This is a genomic window from Acidithiobacillus ferrooxidans ATCC 23270, from assembly GCF_000021485.1.
GTDB lineage: Bacteria > Pseudomonadota > Gammaproteobacteria > Acidithiobacillales > Acidithiobacillaceae > Acidithiobacillus > Acidithiobacillus ferrooxidans.
Map to the genome: position 1 here is coordinate 1,973,756 of NC_011761.1, position 19,060 is coordinate 1,992,815.

A 19,060-nucleotide genomic window follows, 5' to 3' on the forward strand; every position below is an offset into this window, starting at 1 on the left:
GTACTCATACATACGGAAAGAAACGGAATGGCTCAAGCGAATACCCCGCGCGCGCGCTCCAGGCAACCGAAGCGCCACCATTATGGACGCTGGATTTTACTGATCATCCTGCTGATTCTGATCAATATCGGGATCGGTGTCGGCATTTATGTCTACCGCATCTGGCAAACTCTACCGCCTGTCCACGAACTCAAGGAATGGCATCCGGATGAACCCTTGCGGATATACGCGGCGAACGGCGCGCTGCTGCAGGAGGTCGGTCCTCAGATGCGATATGCGCTGCCCCTCGACCAGATTCCGGCCCGGTTGCAGGAGGCCTTCATATCCGCTGAAAACGCTCGTTTCTACAGTAACAACCCGCTGTATTATCCGGTCAGTTATCCCGGTATTCTGCGTGCGGCGGCGGTGGACATCATTCATATGGCGCCGATGCAGGGTGCCAGCACCATCCCGGAGCAGGTGGCCCGGAACTTTTACCTGACTCCGCAAAAAACCATTTCCCGGAAGATCGCGGAAATTCTCCTGGCATACAAACTCGCCGCTCATTTTACCCATAAGCAGATTCTCGAGCTTTATCTGAACAAGATTTATCTCGGGCAAGGGGCCTACGGCGTGCAGGCAGCGGCCCGGACCTATTTCGGAAAAGGCGTCAGCGAACTGACCCTGGGGGAGATGGCAACCATTGCCGGCCTACCACCGGCGCCTTCGGTGTTGAACCCCGTAGTGAATCCCGATCTCGCCAGGAGGCGCCGCAGCTATGTGCTCAAACGCATGGAAAAGCTCGGCTATATTTCTGCGGATGAGGAGGCGAAGGCCAATGCGGAACCCATTCTCTCGCGCTATCATGCCGCCGCCAGCAATGGCGCGCCCTACGTCACCGACTGGATCGCCAGTTGGCTCACCCAGCAATTTGGCAGCGATTTCACTTACCGTTCCGGCCTCAAGGTGTATACCACCATCGTGCCCAAAGATCAGGAAGCGGCGAATGAGGCGATTGCCGTGGGCTTGGAGAACTACGATATGGGGCTCTCCAGCATGGACCCCAAAAGCTACCGCGGCCCCATCGCACGTCTCAGCGGGGCTGCGCTACAGGCGGCTCTCGCCGGCAAGCGGCCTGACCTATTGCCACCACATGACCCGGCCAACCTCAAATGGGGTGTAGTGGTGGGCGCCGACCCCAAAAGCGCCACGGTCTCTCTGGAAGGCAGAAAAAATGTCACGCTGACCCTGCGCGACGTCAACTGGGCACGCCCCCGCGTGGGCGCACCCATGCCGCGTACGGTAAACGCGGTCCTGCACAGCGGCGACCTGATCTGGCTACGCCCTTATGTCAACGCTGTCACGGCGGGGGCTGGCCAGGAATGGGGAGCCAATGTCTGGTCCTCGGCCGGGAAGAACGCGGGCTGGCAGCTTTCACAAATTCCCCAGGTACAGGGTGCCTTGGTCAGTCTGGACAGTCGCACCGGGGCCATCCACGCCTTGGTGGGCGGCTTCAGCTATGAACTCAGCCATTTCGATCGCGCCGTGTTTGCCTACCGGCAACCCGGATCGGGCTTCAAGCCGTTCGTCTACGCCGCGGCCATGGATGCGCCGGCACTGCTGGCTTCGGGCAAGAACACCTACATGACGCCCCAGACCCCGATTCCGGACACCCCCCTGTCCATCACCCTGCCCACCGGCCAGGTCTATGTACCGACCAACTACAGTAACCAGTTCTCCAATACGCCGATCCCGGTATGGTCGAACCTGGCTTACTCCCACAACGTGCCCAGTGTGCGTATCCTGATGGATATCGGCATTCCCTACGCGGCGCAGTATGTGCAACGCTTTGGTTTTCCGGCAAAGCAGGTGCCTCAGGTGCCGTCCATGGTGCTGGGCGCGGGGGACTACAGCCCCCTGCAACTCGCTCGCGCCTACGCGGTCTTCTCCAGTGGCGGTTTTTTGCCCAAGCCCTATCTCATCACCAGAATCGTGAACAGTCGTGGCACCCAGATCTCCCTGCTCAACTGCCCCATGGGCTATACTCCGCCCCCCCAGCAGACGGCCATACCCCCCGGGGTGGCCTACCTGCTGACCGAAATGATGCAGCAAGTGATCAAAATCGGGACCGGTGTCGCCGCCCAGAGCCTCGGGCGCAATGACATCGCCGGCAAAACCGGCACGACCAACCACGAAAACAACGCCTGGTTCAACGGGTTTAGCCCGCGCATCACCACCAGCGTCTGGGTGGGCTACGACGACAACCGCACCATGGGCCGCTGGGCTGCGGGTGCGCGGGAGGCGTTGCCGATCTGGATTCACTATATGCGGACGGCCATGGCGGGCAGCCCGTCTACCGGATTCTTCCGGCCACCCTCGGTGACCGGCCCGACCATCAGCGGTGGCAGCAATGTCATCGGCGTCAGTGATTATCTTGCAGGATATCCGCCCGTTGCCGCGCCCACGGCGTCAACGACAAGTGGCGCGGGAACGGATATCGGCGACAGACTGATGAACACCATCAAGAGCCTTTTCTGAGTGGGTAACCCAAGCAAAGCGCCCGCTGCCGCTTGGCGCCACCCCGTCTGGTCCACCGCCCGGAAATCCTGCGTGGGCACGGCGCTGGGCAGCGGAAAAATCTGGTTTACCACGGGCCGGGGGATTGTCACCGAAGTCTTTTACCCGCGTATCGACATCCCTCAGATTCGCGACCTCGGCTTCATCGTTGCCGATGATCAGGGGTTCTGGCAGGAACTGAAGGCCCTGCCAGAACCCCGACTGGAAATGGAGGACCCCCTCGTTCCTCTGCCCATCATCCACCATCATCACGACCGCTTCGACTTCACCCTGAAAATCTGCGCAGACCCGGAACGGGATGTGCTCCTGCTCGACTTCCATCTGGAGGGCGATGCCGCGCTGCGGCCTTATCTGCTCTGCTCCGCACGTCTCGGTGAGGATGCCGAAAACAACTGCGCGTGGGTAGGTGATTGGGAAGGCCGGCCAGTACTCTGGGCAGAACAGGGACCTTTTGGCCTGGCGCTCACCTGCCGCAACGCCGACGGCTATCCGGCACTGGAACGCTGCACGGTGGGCGAAGTGGGTGCCAGTGATCTCTGGCAGGATTTTCATCAGAACGGACGGATGCAGTGGGCATATCAGGAGGCCGGACCAGGTGAGGTGGCCTTGGCGGGTCGTCTGCCACGGCAGGGCACCCTGGCCCTGGGTCTTGGCACCAGCAAGGAAGCCGCCGCCACCAACGCCTGGTCCTCCCTGGCCGAGGGCTTTCAGAGCCGCGCGGCGGATTACAGCGCCGGCTGGAATGCCTGGCACCAACGCCATCCCACCCACCACTGTGTCAGCAAACTGCCGGCGGCGGCTAAAGCCCTGTACGCTCGCTCCACCAACATTCTCAAGGTACATGAGGATCGTACCTTCCCCGGCGCGATGGTGGCCAGTCTCTCGGTGCCCTGGGGGGAGTCCAGCGACAGTCGCGGCGGCTATCATCTGGTTTGGTCCCGAGATCTGGTGGAGAGCGCAGGGGCCCTGCTCGCCCTCGGGGCCGCCACCGAAGCACGACACGTACTGACCTATCTCATCAGCACCCAACAGGCCGACGGGCACTGGTTACAGAATCAATGGCTGGGCGGCAAACCCTTCTGGCAAGGGGTGCAGCTCGATGAAACGGGATTCCCGGTGCTCCTCGCCTCGGCATTGCGCGAGGCGCAGATGCTGGAGAACGTAGCGGTCACCGACATGATCACCCGTGCCTTGCACTTTATCGTCCACGAGGGGCCGGTGACTGGGCAGGACCGCTGGGAGGAAGATGGCGGCGTCAATCTGTTCACCCTCGCAGTGGCCATCGCCGCGCTGGTGGAGGGTGCCGGCTTCCTGGGCGGCAAGGCCGGTGACTGTGCCCTGATGCTGGCCGATTACTGGAATGCACGACTGGAGGAATGGACCTTTGCGCACGATACCGACCTTGCCAGACGCTTTCAGGTAGCCGGCCACTACGTCCGCATCATCCCGGAGGATATCCTGGTGCAGGATGGCGCCCAGAAGGAGTGGGTACTGATCAAGAACCGGGCTCATGATCCGCACTTGTCCGCTGGCGAACAGGTCGCCAACGACTTCCTGCAACTGGTGCGTTACGGTCTGCGCAGCGCGGACGATCCGCACGTCACCGCCTCGGTCAAAGTCATGGATGGACTGCTCCGAACAGACACTCCCTGCGGCCCGGTCTGGCACCGCTACAATGGCGACGGTTACGGGGAACATGCCGATGGCAGCCCCTTTGACGGTACCGGCATCGGTCGTGGCTGGCCTTTGCTGGTAGGGGAACGGGGTCATTACGCCCTCGCCGCTGGCGAAGACGCCGTGCCCTACATCAACGCCATGGCGGCCATGACAGGCAACAGTGGACTACTGCCGGAACAGATCTGGGAGTCCGACGCCATACCGGAGAAGGGCCTGTTCCCCGGCCACCCCAGCGGCTCGGCCATGCCCTTGGTCTGGGCCCACGGTGAGTTCATCAAGCTGTGCCACAGCGCTGCGCAGGGCCGTCCCGTGGACCGCCCGGCGCAGACCTGGAAGCGCTATCAGGGCAAAGTCCCGAAGATCGACTACCGGATCTGGCGTCTGCGCCAGCGGCCGCGTCAACTGCCCGCAGGACAGGAACTGCGGCTGTTGTTGCGGGCGCCTTTCACCGTACACTGGGGCAGCAACGGCTGGCAGGCGATACAGGATACCGAGTCGGAAGACTGGGGTCTCGGCCATGTCGCTACCCTGCCGGTACAGAAATTGCGGGTCGGGGACAGCGTACAGTTCACCATCCTCTGGCGCGACAGCGGCGACTGGCAGGGCGAGGATTTTCATATCGATATTGTCGGAGGTGGCGCATGATCAATCTGGACTTGCAGGGCCGGCGGGCGCTGGTCACGGGTGGAAGTGGCGGCCTCGGACGCGCCATTGCCGAGACGCTGGCCACTGCCGGGGCACAGGTGGCCGTCCATTACCGGAAAGGTCTGGACGAAGCCGAGGCAGTGGTCGCGGCCATCCAGAAGCGGGGCGGCACGGCTCAAGCTTTTCAGGCCGATGTGGCTGATCCTGCGGCCGTAGAGAGGCTGCTGCAGGAGATCGAATCCGCCTTCGGCGGCCTGGACATTCTCGTCAACAATGCCGGCATGGATGGCCCGCGCGCCAGCGTCGGCGATGATGATCCTCAGGTATGGGAAAAAGTCCTCGCCGTCGATCTCATGGGCCCCTACTACTGCGCCCGTGCCGCCATCCCACGCATGGAGAAGGCCAAACGCGGGGTGATCATCAATATCACCTCCGTGCATGAGTTTATTCCCTGGGAAGGCTACAGCGCGTATACCAGCGCCAAGGCAGGTCTGTCCATGTTCACCAAGACCCTCGCCCAGGAAACGGCGGATAAAGGTATCCGGGTCGTGGCCATTGCCCCCGGTGCCATCCAGACACCCATCAATCAGTCGGTCTGGAGCGACCCGCAGTCCCTCAAAGACCTGAATGAGAAAATCTCCATGGGTCGTCTCGGCAACCCCGAGGAGATTGGCAATGTGGCGGCTTTTCTCGCCAGTGATCTGGCCAGTTACATCACCGGCACCACCCTTGCGGTGGATGGCGGGATGTTGATTTACCCCGAGTTCCGCCACGGCGGCTGAACATGGACGCCGATGTCATCATCGGCAGTGGCTCCTTCGTCCAGGTCCTCTACAACAACTGATTTCACTCAACGGCATTGATACCTTCTCGGCCCTGTGGGCCGTACCCCTGCCCTGGCTGGCGCTGCGCAACGACCGGCCGCCAATAAAATCCAAAGATGGTGTATAATACGGCTCTGCGCCACGTTGCTTTTAGCGGCCTCGCCCGTGCTACAACCGCCCCACTAATCACATCGCTCATGTTCCTTGCGGGCAGGAAGGGATATCGCGCAGGCAGGCACTGTTCAGCCGGAAAAGGAGAAACGGAGATTGGCAACACGCCCCAGGAAGCGGGCTCGGTCCAGCCGCGGTCGATGGACGATTTTTGGCATCCTCGCCGTGCTGCTCACAGCCATTGCCGTGGGTACGGCCCTCAATCTGCCCGTTCGTCCGCGGAGTATCGGCGCGCCGCTTGTGACACGGAAACCCGCGGCGCCGATACCCGCCCAACGCGCCGTGGACCTGGGGTCTTATGGCGTCACCATTACGGACCATACCGGACAAATCCATGTCCTGACCATTCATCCGGTGGCCATCCTGCAGGGCGGTGGCCCTTGGAAGAGCCTTCTCCCCCTGCAGGGACAACTGGATGCGCGCATCGCCAACCCCTTCATGGCGTTTCCGGACCTGGTGGGCCTCACCGGCTCCACTTCAGCCAGGGCTGCGCTGGAGCAACAAATCCAGCGAAATATCGCGCCGTTGCTGAACGGTGCGGAGTCGGGCTGGAAAATCATCGGGATAGAATTGCATCCGGTACTGCGGCCCCCACCCCCGGAGATTCAGCGCAAGGCAAACGACGCCCAATGAAATACCTGGGCCGTCTGAATCCCTACGATCCACTCTACGCGTACCTCGATAGGCAGATATTTCCACGACCAGACCATGGGCCGGGCTACAGTCAGTTTCGGGTATTCCAGTTTCCGGCATCCAATGCGGTATTTCTCTATGAGGAAACCCATTCCCAGCAGAAAGTGATCGGCAAGTTCTTCAACCGTATCCATAGGGACCCGCAACAGGCCTGGGACCGGGCGCACAACGAATGGCAGCATATGCATCTGTTGCGCGACCTGGGTTTCCAGACCAAACGCCTGTATATTCCGCAGCCGCTGGGAATTTCACGGGATATCAACAGTGTCATTATCGAAGAATTCTGTCTTGGACAAACCCTCTCCAGGGTCATCGGAGAGAGTATTGAACACAACGATGCGGGGTTATTATATGCGCGCCTGACGGACCTCGGCTATTTCCTTGCCAAATTGCATAACCGGACAGCTCGCGTTGACACCGTACGCTTTGATGCCCAATTTGCCTATTTCGACAAGATCACGGCGCGCCTGCAGAGACGCCAGCGGATATCCACCCATCAGACCGGAGAACTCCATCATTACCGGGAGCGTTGGCAGTATATGGGCTGCATGTGGGCAGACCGGCAGGTGCTGATCCATGGCGATGCCACGCCCTCCAATTTTCTCTTCGCAGCCCATCGGCGTACCATTGCCATCGATCTGGAACGGATGCAGTATGCAGATCGCGCGTATGATCTCGGCATGATCGCGGGAGAACTGAAACATCACTTCATGCGCAGCACCCATCATGGAGAGCATGCCGAACCATTTATCGGCCATTTTCTCTGGGAATACAGCACCCATTTTCCGGATTGTCATGCCGCTTTCGCGTCGATTACCGAACGGATCCCCTTTTACATGGGCATGACCCTGTTACGCATTGCCCGCAATTCCTGGCTGGACTGGCGTTACAGTCAGGCCCTGATCCACGAAGCCACTCACATTCTGCGGAGATAACACCATGTCCATACGCGCCGTATTTTTCGATCTTTATGGTACCCTGATCAACATCGAAACCAATGAGGAAATGGAGGAGATTTATCGCGGCATATCCCATTATCTCACCTATCACCGAGTCTTCATGAACCGGCGTGAGGTCCGCGAACGCTACTTTGCCATCCTGAAAGAAGGGAAACGCCAATCTCCGGAAAGATATCCGGAAATCGACGTGGAGGCGATCTGGCACACGTTGCTCGTCCAGGAGAACAGCAAACCCCTCAAAGGCCGGGGGAAACTGGCCAGAGAGTTGGCCCGCCTGCATCGTGGTCTCTCCCGCACCCGTCTGGAGCGTTACGACGGTGTCAAACGTATCCTGAAAAGTGTTCAGGAAAGCTACCGGATGGCGACGGTTTCCGACGCGCAACGCTGCTTTGCGCTCCCCGAAATGCGCGCGTTGGGTATCAAGAAATATTTTGACGTACGGGTTATTTCCGGTGACTACGGCTATCGCAAGCCAGACCCTCGATTATTCACCACGGCCGCAGAGCAACTGGAAGTGGCTCCCCATGAAACTATCTATGTCGGCAATGATATGTATCGGGATATTTATGGCGCCCAACAGGCGGGGATGAAAACCATTTTTGTGGACTCCAATCAAGGCAGCAAATCCTATAACGACGTAGCGCCAGATTATTATGCGAGAGATCTATATCAAGTGCTGGATGGCATCGGGTTTCTCGCACTGAAACATGCGGATGGCGATGACTGATTACTGTTTTATCCTCGCCGCGAAAACGCATGGCTCTTTCCATTGTGTGCAGTCATTTTGACACCTCCGGATTGCCAAATCGATACCCAACCCCTTTTTCGGTTACCAGATATTGTGGCATTCCGGGATCGTCCTCAATCTTCTCCCGCAGTCGTTTGATATATAACCTTACATAGTGGGCCTGATCGCTACTGTGCTCTCCCCACACTGCGCCGAGAATTCGTCGATACGACAATATCCGCCCCTGATTCATCACAAAAAGGTGGAACAGTTGATATTCCTTGGGCGTCATCGGAATAGGCACCCCGCCCTTGCGAAGGGTATGGGTGAGATCATCCAGCTCCAAGACGCCAATGACCCAATGGGAAGATTCGGCGGATGAACCTACTGGTCGTCGCCGCAAATGCGCGCGCAGGCGCGCGAGCAGCTCGCCAATGGTAAACGGCTTGGTCAGATAATCGTCGGCGCCGCTATCGAGGGCCTGTACCTTGTCAGCCTCGCCTCCACGCGCAGAGATGACGATGATCAATGCCTGTTCCCCTCCGTGGTCGCGTAGACGACGGATCAATCCCTGCCCATCCCCATCCGGTAAACCAAGGTCCAGCAGAACCAAAGCGAATGGCCGACCTTCCTGGATTTGTCGTTTCTCCCAAGCCCTCCAGGCATCTTTCAGCGTGGTTTCCCAGTACAAGCGATATCCTGGTTCGCGGTCCATCGCCGCCTGCAGAAACCCGCCAATACTCGGGTCATCCTCCACCAACAGGATATCCAGATCGCCTTCGTGTATGTTGGTCACGGTTTAATCTCCGTCAGACGGCATAGGCGGCTCAGGCTCCCGAGGAACGGTAAAACAAAAAACCGCACCACGCACTGCAACCCGGTTACGCACCCAGATACGTCCGCCATGCAACTCTATGATAGCAGCACAAATGGCGAGGCCCAGTCCGCTGCCACCCAGTCCATGGGGCGGTTTGACCTGGCTGAAGCGAAGAAATATCTCCTCTTCGCGGCCGGGTGGTACGCCAAAGCCGTGGTCAATGACGCAAACAGTAATTTCCGCATCGTTCGCATAGGCTTCTAGCTCGATAGCGCGACCACTCGGGCTATATCTACAAGCATTTTCCAGCAGGTTAGTGAGCACTTGCACCATAAGTTGCGGATCCACGAGAAGTAATGGCAGGTCTTTGGAGATCCGCACCTGAAAAGGACGATCAGCGCATACGGCCTTAACCTGATCGCGTGCGGTGACCAGCAGGTCTTCCAGGGGAACCCATTCTTTTTTGATATGGAGTCGCCCGGACTGCAATGCGGCCATATGCAGAATGCGGTCCACGGTGTGTTCCATCTTTTGGGTTTGCTCACGAATATTCTCCAGGAGATCATGCTCCTCGGCCGTCAAGCCCTGCGCATTGCGCTGGAGTGTCGTCGCGGTGCCCAGTACACCAGCCAGGGGCGTCCGGAGGTCATGGGAAACGGCGCCCAAAAGCGCATTTTGTAATTGCTCGACCCGCAAACGGACATCGGCTTCCGTTCGTTGAAGAGAAGCTTGCGCCGAATCCAGAGCCACCGCGATGAGTCGCGCTACTGTTTCGAGAAAGCGCAACCAGTCGACAGGAGCCCGACGCAGGTCGAGATCCGACAGCATCATGACCCCCAGCGCACGCTCGCCGGACAGCATGGGCATAAACAGTGCCGGAATATCCGCCAGCGTGTCGGTGCTCATCCCGGCGTTCTTTTTATTCAGAAAGCTCCACCGGGCGGCAGCCCGCAGGTTGCGTTGTGGAGCTTCCAGGTCGGTGGACGCTGGAAACATCTGCAAAGGACCACCCGCGTTGTCCACCAGCGGCAGCCAGAATGCGACCGCAATACCCAGGGTCTGGTGCAACTTCTCGATACTGGCGTTCAGAATCCCCTCGACGCCACGGGCACTGCTGAGCGCCTGAACCAGTTGATAGAGGTTGCGGGCACGTCGCTCGCGGATCCGGGCCATGAGTTCCTGCTCGCGGGATCGCGCCACCAGTTGGCTGATGAGCAGGATCAGAGAGAGGATCAGTGCAAAGTAAGCAAGCGAGCCCACCGTGGTTGGCAGACCGCGATCCAACCCAAACGAGTAGTAGCTAACCACGGCGGCAATGAACGTGATGAGGGAGGGCCAGCGGCCGTACATCAGGGCGGTGCCCACCGCGCCCAGCATGTAGAGCATGAACACTCCGGCGAAACCCAGGTAAGCCCCCAGAGACCAGGCCAGACCGCTTAAGGCGAGACCTATTGTTCCGCTGATCACAAAGGCGCGATTCCGAGTGCGGCGGCGCAGGGGCGTGTCCACAATGCCAAGGTATTGTTGATTCCGCAGGCGTCGATCTTCGGGAATGGCTTTTTTAACCGGTAATGGATGGATTACCACATCGATGCCGCGCTCGCTGTTCAACAGATGGGCCGTCAAAGACCCGGGCCACCACCAAAGGAATTTGCGCAGGCCCTGGGTCTGTCCCAGTACAATCTGGGTGACGTCGCGCAGCCGCGCATAAGCCAAAACCTCCGCGCCGATATTTACTCCGGTCAGACGTGCGGTTTCCGCACCCAAACTTTCCGCAAGATGCAGGTGATTCCATATCCATGCCTGGGTCTGGGGTCTCTGCAGCAGGCCGCGTGGAGTGTCCACATGAATCACCAGCCAGTCAGCCCGTTGGGCGGTCGCCAGGTGATATGCCGCGCGCACCAGATGCTCATCTTCCGGGCGGCCACTTACGGCTACCAGCAAACGATCCCGGCTACCGCTACGTCGCCCCTCCTCCGGATTCTGTTGATGAAACTGTCGCAACTCCAGATCAACCCGGTCCGCTGCCAGTCGCAATGCCAATTGCCTCAGGGCGATGAGGTTGCCTTTACGGAAAAAATGGGTCATCGCGCGCTGACCGCGATCGCCCAGGTACACCTTACCCTCCTTCAGCCGTTGCAAAAGATCCTCGTCACTGATATCTACCAGAATCACTTCATCGGCCTGCTGAATGATCTGATCCGGCAGGGTCTCCTGAACCTGTATCCCGGTAATCTGCTGGACGACTTCGTGGACACTCTCCAGGTGCTGAACATTCACGGTGGTCGCCACGGAAAGACCCGCGTCCAGCAGTTCCTCCAGATCCTGCCAGCGCTTCTTGTGGCGAGAGCCGGGGGCGTTGCTATGGGCGAGTTCGTCCAGCAGGAGCAGTCCGGGACGACGGGCAAGGGCCGCATCCAGATCAAACTCTTCAAGCACAACGTTTTTATAAGCAAGATGCACTCGCGGTAACGTCGGCAGGGCATCGGCCAACGTTTGGGTTTCACTGCGCTGGTGGGTTTCGACGATGCCCACCAAAACGTCCACCCCCTTGGCCATCTCCTGCTGCCCGTAGCGCAACATGGCGTAGGTCTTCCCAACGCCTGGAGCGGCGCCAAAAAAAATCTTGAGGCGACCGCGCTGACGCGCCTGCTCCTCTTGTTGCACCTGTGCCAACAGGGCATCCGGATCGGGTCGCCCATCTTTGCGATCTTCAGTAGCCATCTGTTATTACCAGGTACCGGATACCACCGTCCATAACGCTCCTTGGTTGTCGCTTCTTCCCGCGTTTGAGCATAGGCCAAAGCCCGGCCATTACCAAGCGGGTCAACGCCACCATTATCTGCAATGGGTATGGTTTACCCAGAAAATATACCATTTATATAGAATTTATAGATGATTTATATGGAATTTATAGATGCCATCTTGCTAGGCTTTCACGCGGGTATATTATGATTGCGTGCGGGATGTTGGCCCGTGCTCACGCAGGAGGTTGGCATGGAATTTGTATACTTTTTTATTGTTGTCGGTTTTTTCCTGGCCTCCATAGGGGTTGTTGAGCTATTGGATCGCCTGAGGAGTATAAAATGAACGCTTTTGTGTGGATAGGCCTCGGATTGGGCGCCATGCTCTTCATCTATCTTTTGGTATTCCTGATTAATCCGGAGCGCTTTCTATGATATCCACCATCATACTGACAGCCGTGGTTTTATTCTTGACCATTCTGCTGGCCTTGCCTCTGGGACGCTATATGCATCGAGTCTATGCGGGCGATCGATTCTGGGCGACACGCCTGATGGGTCCCGTGGAGCGGGGAATTTACCGCGTCACCGGAGTTTCGGCGAGCGAGGAAATGGGTTGGAAGCGCTACGCCATCGCCCTGTTGATCTTTAACCTGATCGGTGGCGTTTTTCTCTATGCCTTGTTGTTGGCGCAAGGTGCTCTACCCCTGAATCCTTTACACTTCGGTGGCGTCCAGGGTGGCTCCGCTTTCAATACTGCGGTGAGCTTCCTCACCAATACCAATTGGCAGGATTACGCCGGCGGCTCGACCATGAGTTATCTCTCGCAGATGCTGGGCCTGACCGTGCAGAATTTCCTCTCGGCGGCGACGGGTATCACCATCGTCCTGCCCATCATTCGCGCTATCGCCCGTCATAAAACCAAGGATCTCGGAAATTTCTGGGTCGATATGACCCGCACCGTTTTATACGTGCTGCTTCCCCTCTCCGCGCTCTTTGCCTTGATTCTCATGGAACAGGGCGTGGTCCAAACCCTCACCGGTGAGGTGCGGGCGGATCTTATTGCACCCTTTGTATCCGGCGGTAAGACCATTCTTCATCAGATAATGCATGTGGGACCGGTAGCCTCTCAAGAGGCCATCATGATGCTCGGCAACAATGGCGGCGGCTTTTTCAACATGAACGATGCCCACCCTTTCGAAAACCCCACCGCTCTCACCAATTTTTTAGAAACCCTGGCCATGATTCTCATTCCCTCCGCACTCGTGTTCCTGTTTGGGCATATGGCCAACGCCAAGCGCACAGCATGGGCCATCCTGATTTCCATGCTGATGCTCTTCATCCCCCTGACGCTCGTCAGTCAGCACTATCAACTGGCCGGGAACCCGGTGTTCACCCAGTTGGGGATCTCCCAGGCCAACACCGCGAGTCTTGCCGGCGGTGGCAATATGGAGGGAGTGGAAGACCGCATCGGCGCCGGCGCGACCGCGCTCTTTGCAACGGTGGCCACCGCGACCTCTACGGGGGCGGCCAACGGCGCCTACGATTCTCTCATGCCGTTGTCGGGGGGGGTAAACCTTTTCCTGATGCAATTGGGTGAGGTCGTGTTTGGCGGTGTCGGTTCCGGTCTCGCCACTTTCCTCGCCTTCATGATTTTCGCGGTTTTTCTCGGTGGTCTCATGGTGGGGCGCACGCCGGAGTTTCTCGGCAAGAAGATCGAGTCCTTTGAAATAAAAATGACCTCCCTCTCCATACTGGTCATGCCGTTGCTGGTGTTGATCGGTACTGCCCTCGCCGTCACCACGGTGGCGGGGCGGGCCGGTGTATTCAATCCCGGGGCGCACGGTTTCAGCGAAGTGCTCTATGCCGTGACGAGCCCCGCCAACAACAACGGCAGCGCATTCGGCGGCCTGAGCAGCAACACCCGGTTCTACAACCTGCTTACCGGCATGTGCATGCTGTTGGGCCGGTACTGGACCTATCTGCCGTTGCTGGCGCTGGCGGGTGCTCTGGTCGAGAAAAAGAAAATCCCCGCGGGATCGGGAACACTGACGACTTACACGCCTATTTTCATTGGCCTGACGATTGGCGTCATTCTTCTGGTCGGCGCGCTCAACTTCTTTCCGGCGCTGGCGCTGGGTCCAGTTGCGGAGCAACTCGCGCCCCTGGCCACACTGACTCATTGAGGAATCATCTCCATGGAATCTACCCATCATAAACATGCGGCATCTCCGATCCACTGGAAAGATCAGAGCCGGGGTGCCCTGTGGGACAGCTTCACTATGCTTTCCCCGCGTCGCCAGTTGCGCAATCCGGTGATGTTTGTCGTCTACGTCGGCTCTTGGCTGCTGCTCGCCCTCTTTTTTCACGATCTGATCGTGCAAAGCAGTGATGCGCTCTTTACCGGCGTGATCGACCTGTGGCTCTGGCTCACACTGATTTTTGCCAATTTTTCGGAAGCACTGGCCGAGCGTCAGGGCGAGGCGCAGGCCGATAGCTTGCGGCAGAGCCGCCAGGAAGTTACTGCCAAAAAGCTGCCCAAGCCGGTGCGTGAGGCGAAGTATAAGGAGGTTCCCGGCGCAAGCCTGCGTAGCGGTGACTTTGTTCTGATAGAAGCGGGAGACCTCGTCCCCACGGACGGTGAGGCGGTGGCGGGGGTCGCCGCCGTCGACGAAAGCGCCATCACGGGCGAGAGCGCGCCCGTCATCCGTGAAAGCGGTGGTGATCGTAGCGCGGTCACCGGCGGTACCCGAGTGATCTCGGACTGGCTCATCATCCGGGTGACGCAGGAGGCCGGACACACCTTCCTCGACAAAATGATCGCCATGGTGGAGGGGGCGGCACGGCGCAAAACTCCCAATGAAATCGCCCTGAGCATCCTGCTGGTGGTGTTGACGCTGGTCTTTCTCGTGGTCACCGTCACCCTTTTCCCATTTTCCTGGTACAGCGTGCATTATGCCGGCCACTCCGGATCGGTGATCAGCCTGACGGTGCTGGTAGCCTTGCTGGTCTGCCTGATTCCCACCACCATCGGAGCGCTGCTGCCCGCTATCGGTATTGCTGGCATCGTGCGGTTGCTGCAGAGCAATGTGGTGGCGACTTCCGGGCGCGCCATCGAGGCGGCGGGGGATGTGGACGTGCTGCTTCTCGACAAAACCGGCACCATTACCTACGGCAACCGATCCGCGGTGGCGCTTTACCCCGTTTTAGCGGTTACCCAGGAAACCCTCGCGCAGGCGGCCCGCCGCGCCTCTTTGGCGGATGATACGCCGGAGGGCAAAAGTATCGTGACCCTTGCCGACAAACATTACCCGCAAAACCGGGAAACCTTGCCACCGGAAGCGCAATTGATCCCTTTTTCTGCCGAGACCCGCATGAGTGGGGTGGACTGGGACGGGCAGCAGTTGCGTAAGGGCTCTCCCGACGCCATGAAGGTATGGGTCCAGTCACTCGGAGGAACCTGGCCATCGGAACTGGATGCCAAGGTACAGGAAATCGCGGGGGGTGGTGCGACACCCCTGGTGGTCTGCTCTGGCGCAGCGGTATTGGGTGCCATCGAGTTGCGGGACATTGTCAAAGCCGGCATCAAATCGCGCTTTGCCGAATTGCGGGCGATGGGTATCCGCACCGTCATGGTGACCGGCGACAATCCGTTGACTGCCGCCGCCATTGCCGCTGAAGCGGGGGTCGATGATTATCTCGCGGAAGCCAAACCGGAAACCAAGCTCGCGCGCATTCGAGAATACCAGAATGAAGGTTACATGGTCGCGATGACCGGGGATGGTACCAATGACTCGCCGGCTCTTGCTCAAGCAGATGTCGGACTCTGTATGGCCAGTGGTACCCAGGCGGCGCGTGAAGCCTCCAACATGGTGGACATGGACTCCAATCCCACCAAATTGTTGGAGATCGTCCAGATTGGCAAGCAACTGCTGATGACCCGCGGCGCCCTCACCACCTTCAGTGTGGCGAACGATGTGGCCAAATACTTCGCCATCATCCCGGCGGCGTTCGTATCGACTTACCCCCAACTGGGAGCACTGAATATCATGGATTTGAGCTCACCTACCCATGCCATCATGGCCGCGGTCATCTTCAACGCCCTCATCATTCCCTTTCTGATTCCTCTGGCCCTCAAAGGCATCAAGTTCCGTGCCGACTCGGCGCAGCACATCCTGCGCCGCAACGTGTGGATCTACGGATTGGGCGGCATTATTGCGCCATTTATCTTTATTAAACTGATCGACATGCTGCTGGTTGTACTGTAGGAGGACGACGCCATGATCAAAGACATCAAAACCGCGCTGTTGCTATTCCTGGTTCTGGCCGTGATGACCGGCCTGATCTATCCCTTGGCCATGACGGGTATCGGTCAGATCGTGTTTCCCCATCAGGCCAACGGCTCACTCATTCATCAGCATGGACGGGTCGTGGGTTCCAGCCTCATTGGTCAGTATTTCCGCGAACCGCAGTATTTCTGGAGCCGCCCTTCGGCGACTTCACCGGTACCATACAACGGGGCGGGATCCAGCGCCTCCAATCTGGGCCCGAACAATCCTGCTCTGGCACAGCACGTGGCGGCGCGGATCAAGGCCCTCAAGGCCGCCGATCACGCGGGAAAAGGGCCGGTCCCGGTGGATCTCGTGACGTCTTCCGCGAGTGGTCTGGATCCTGACATCAGTATTGCGGCGGCGCTCTATCAGGTCCCACGCGTTGCGCGGACTGGTGGTATCAGTATCGTAACATTGCACCGGTTGATCAGGGAGAACACGACAGAACCCCTGCTGGGTTTCATCGGAGAACCAGTGGTCAATGTAGTGAAGCTCAATCTCGCGCTGCATGCGCGATATGTCACCGCACCTGTGGCAACGAAATCCCTCACGAAAGGACCACCATCATGATGGCCTTCTGGGGATAACGCGACACCACGAAACCCTACCGTTGGCGGATGGATTTGCTCTCTTCTAACGGTAAGGAGCCGACACATGGAGACATTATCATTGTCACATTGATGATGATCTTTTATGTCCTGGAGACACGCTTTCTTTGGTGGACTCTGGTATTTTCCGTATCTTACCTCGGTACCTCCATTTATGGATTCCTGGCCGGCACCTGGCCTTTTGGCGTGATCGAGTTTATCTGGTGCCTGCTGGCGTTGCGTAAATGGTATCTGCTTTATGCTCGGAAAGAAAACATTACGGGCAAGACGGAATAAACGTAAACCGGTGGAAATGCTAACTGCTGGTCCATATTATTACGTTATCGTATGTGCAGTTTCCTCGTCGTGTTACGGGCAAAAATATATAACAATTATACGCTATTTATATGGAATTTATATATTATGACCATATACAATATCCGTTGAGGACATAACCAGACAGGTTTTTACCCCAATGGAGTCTTTCAATAACCATGAATACCGTCGATGAAACGACCACGCATTCCGTAGTACTCAGCCGCTCAGCATTACAACAGCGCGCACGTCGCTGGGTTATCAAGATAGGGAGCGGTCTGCTGACTCAAGACGGTCAGCGATTAGATTTGCCGGCCATGCGGCGCTTCATGCGGCAAATACTGCAGCTTCGCGCCGAAGGCATTGAGGTGGTATTGATATCCTCCGGCTCCGTCAGTATCGGAAAATGTCGCCAGGGCTGGGCACAGAAGATGACCACCGCCGAAGAACGTCAGGCGGCGGCCAGCGTGGGGCAATCCACCCTGATTCATGCCTATGAGAATCTCCTGGCAAAGGAAGGCTTTGGGGGACGTCTCTGCGTTCTCAAAAGTTCGACCAGAGATTGCACAGGAATGCCTGGACACATCTTCAGATCCACAACAGTGCAGCAGTGGATGATCCATCCCATGCGCCGGATAAAAAATGAGGTTGCGGCGCCTCGTTCGGAGATGCCGCATTTTACCGCAATCCCAATGTTCAACATTCGATAACTCTGCACCTCCAGTGGATGCGCTGCGGCGGCCCATCCACTCCGTCACCTGCAATGCTCCGGGAGGAGAAAATGTTTAATCGCGTAGCAGTCAAAAAACAGTGTCCACGAATCAGACATCGGCGCTCAATGACGCGGATTTCCGCGTTATCTGCGTTGGGGTGTCTGTTGTGTTTCGTTAATGAGGCGGCACAAGCGACCCCCTTGGAAATGCCCAGCCCCCTGACCTTCCAGGCCGGCCCTTTGGGCACGCTGAACGTGCAGGGCGTGGCCAGCGGCTACGCCGTCTGGCAGGACAACAAGTTCGCAGGATCAGGCAATCCCGGCAACAAATCTGCGTCCGCCGACATCAGCAACGGTCAGGTGATCATCCAGAAGAACTCCGGTCTGGTGCAGTTCTATCTGCAGGCAGGGGCCTATAACGTCATGAGCCTCGGGTCCAATTTTGTCTCCACCGGCACCTTCACCCAGAACACCTTCGGTGCCCTGCCCGTCGGTTATCTCGAAATTGCCCCCACCGATAACTTCAATGTCCAGATCGGCAAACTCCCGACCCTGATCGGCGCGGAATACACCTTCAGCTACCAGAACTGGAACATTGAGCGCGGCCTGCTCTGGGGCCAGGAGAATGCCGTCAACAAGGGCATCCAGGCCAATTACACCATGGGGCCGGTCACCGCCTCGGTATCCTGGAATGACGGCTTCTATTCCAACCGATTCAACTGGGTGACTGGCGCCCTGACCTGGGCCATCAACAAAGAAAACAGCGTTTTCTTCCAGGCCGGCGGCAATATGGGGCATACGAATTTTGCCTATTCCTCCATTGCCACCACACCTCTGCAAAACAATGAGAGTATCTACGACTTGGGCTATACCTATACCGGTGAAAACCTCCTCGTGACGCCTTATGTGCAGTACACCTCCGTTCCGGCGAGCGCGGTGAATGCCTATTCCGGAATCACGAACGGGAGCAACACCAGCACTATCGGCGCTGCCGTTTTGGCAGATTACAGCCTGACCAACACCATGTCCGTTGCCGGTCGCGTGGAATACATCGCCAATTCCGGCAACCCCAACGATGGCGCTGCCAATCTCACCGGCTTCGGCCCTGGCTCCCATGCCTGGTCCGTCACCGTCACACCCACCTACCAGGAAGGCGGCTTCTTCGCCCGCGCCGAGTTGTCCTACGTGGATGCCTCCATGCCCACCGGCTTTGGTTGGTCCGGCACCAGTGGCGTAGGTGGTACCCAACTCCGGGGCATGGTGGAAGGCGGTTTCATGTTCTGAGCCCTGGGGGCTCCTCCCCCT

At 58.2% G+C, this 19,060-nt stretch carries 15 protein-coding genes; 13 read left to right on the plus strand and 2 right to left on the minus strand.

Annotation, left to right across the window (positions count from 1 at the left end; all coding sequences use genetic code 11):
• Positions 1 to 27 precede the first annotated feature (27 nt).
• The 6 genes from AFE_RS10255 (at position 28) to AFE_RS10280 (ending at position 8,252) form a co-directional block, all read left to right on the plus strand.
• The gene (locus AFE_RS10255; RefSeq protein ID WP_012537062.1) at positions 28 to 2,517 is read left to right on the plus strand and encodes a penicillin-binding protein 1A; all 2,490 of its coding nucleotides are present in this window, start codon (positions 28 to 30) and stop codon (positions 2,515 to 2,517) included.
• Complete coding sequence (locus AFE_RS10260) at positions 2,518 to 4,878, plus strand: glycoside hydrolase family 15 protein (RefSeq protein WP_012537063.1); 2,361 nt, start codon at positions 2,518 to 2,520, stop codon at positions 4,876 to 4,878. It begins immediately after the preceding gene.
• Positions 4,875 to 5,660, plus strand: a complete 786-nt coding sequence (locus AFE_RS10265) for a glucose 1-dehydrogenase (protein ID WP_012537064.1) — start codon at positions 4,875 to 4,877, stop codon at positions 5,658 to 5,660. The genes AFE_RS10260 and AFE_RS10265 overlap by 4 nt, the downstream gene beginning before the upstream one ends.
• A 309-nt stretch (positions 5,661 to 5,969) precedes the next feature.
• On the plus strand, positions 5,970 to 6,506 hold the full coding sequence (locus AFE_RS10270; RefSeq protein WP_012537065.1) for a hypothetical protein: 537 nt from the start codon (positions 5,970 to 5,972) through the stop codon (positions 6,504 to 6,506).
• On the plus strand, positions 6,503 to 7,501 hold the full coding sequence (locus AFE_RS10275) for a phosphotransferase (protein ID WP_012537066.1): 999 nt from the start codon (positions 6,503 to 6,505) through the stop codon (positions 7,499 to 7,501). The genes AFE_RS10270 and AFE_RS10275 overlap by 4 nt, the downstream gene beginning before the upstream one ends.
• 4 nt (positions 7,502 to 7,505) lie before the next feature.
• On the plus strand, positions 7,506 to 8,252 hold the full coding sequence (locus AFE_RS10280) for an HAD family hydrolase (protein WP_009569096.1): 747 nt from the start codon (positions 7,506 to 7,508) through the stop codon (positions 8,250 to 8,252).
• Between the two features lie 52 nt (positions 8,253 to 8,304).
• Here the strand turns inward: AFE_RS10280 and AFE_RS10285 are convergent, their stop codons facing one another.
• Both AFE_RS10285 and AFE_RS10290 read right to left on the minus strand, forming a co-directional pair.
• Positions 8,305 to 9,048 carry a winged helix-turn-helix domain-containing protein gene (locus tag AFE_RS10285; protein ID WP_009569097.1) on the minus strand — a complete coding sequence of 248 codons (744 nt, stop codon included), beginning with the start codon at positions 9,046 to 9,048 and terminating at the stop codon, positions 8,305 to 8,307.
• Between the two features lie 3 nt (positions 9,049 to 9,051).
• Complete coding sequence (locus AFE_RS10290; protein WP_012537067.1) at positions 9,052 to 11,793, minus strand: sensor histidine kinase; 2,742 nt, start codon at positions 11,791 to 11,793, stop codon at positions 9,052 to 9,054.
• A 362-nt stretch (positions 11,794 to 12,155) separates the two neighbouring features.
• Here AFE_RS10290 and kdpF point away from each other — a divergent pair, with 362 nt between their 5' ends.
• The 7 genes from kdpF to AFE_RS10325 all read left to right on the plus strand — a co-directional run bounded on the left by kdpF (position 12,156) and on the right by AFE_RS10325 (position 19,039).
• A complete protein-coding gene (kdpF, locus tag AFE_RS10295; RefSeq protein WP_009569099.1) occupies positions 12,156 to 12,248 on the plus strand; it encodes a K(+)-transporting ATPase subunit F in 93 nt (30 codons plus the stop codon).
• Positions 12,245 to 13,996 (plus strand): potassium-transporting ATPase subunit KdpA, encoded by a 1,752-nt coding sequence (gene kdpA / locus AFE_RS10300; protein ID WP_012537068.1) that lies wholly within the window; start codon positions 12,245 to 12,247, stop codon positions 13,994 to 13,996. The genes kdpF and kdpA overlap by 4 nt, the downstream gene beginning before the upstream one ends.
• 12 nt (positions 13,997 to 14,008) lie before the next feature.
• The gene (kdpB, locus tag AFE_RS10305; RefSeq protein WP_012537069.1) at positions 14,009 to 16,078 is read left to right on the plus strand and encodes a potassium-transporting ATPase subunit KdpB; all 2,070 of its coding nucleotides are present in this window, start codon (positions 14,009 to 14,011) and stop codon (positions 16,076 to 16,078) included.
• Between the two features lie 12 nt (positions 16,079 to 16,090).
• On the plus strand, positions 16,091 to 16,711 hold the full coding sequence (kdpC, locus tag AFE_RS10310; RefSeq protein WP_012537070.1) for a potassium-transporting ATPase subunit KdpC: 621 nt from the start codon (positions 16,091 to 16,093) through the stop codon (positions 16,709 to 16,711).
• 47 nt (positions 16,712 to 16,758) lie between these two features.
• Complete coding sequence (locus AFE_RS10315) at positions 16,759 to 17,025, plus strand: hypothetical protein (protein WP_012537071.1); 267 nt, start codon at positions 16,759 to 16,761, stop codon at positions 17,023 to 17,025.
• A 197-nt stretch (positions 17,026 to 17,222) separates the two neighbouring features.
• Positions 17,223 to 17,753: an amino acid kinase family protein gene (locus tag AFE_RS10320; RefSeq protein ID WP_012537072.1), complete on the plus strand. Its 531-nt coding sequence runs from the start codon at positions 17,223 to 17,225 to the stop codon at positions 17,751 to 17,753.
• Positions 17,754 to 17,824: 71 nt separating this feature from the next.
• The gene (locus AFE_RS10325) at positions 17,825 to 19,039 is read left to right on the plus strand and encodes a porin (RefSeq protein WP_012537073.1); all 1,215 of its coding nucleotides are present in this window, start codon (positions 17,825 to 17,827) and stop codon (positions 19,037 to 19,039) included.
• Positions 19,040 to 19,060: the final 21 nt, after the last annotated feature.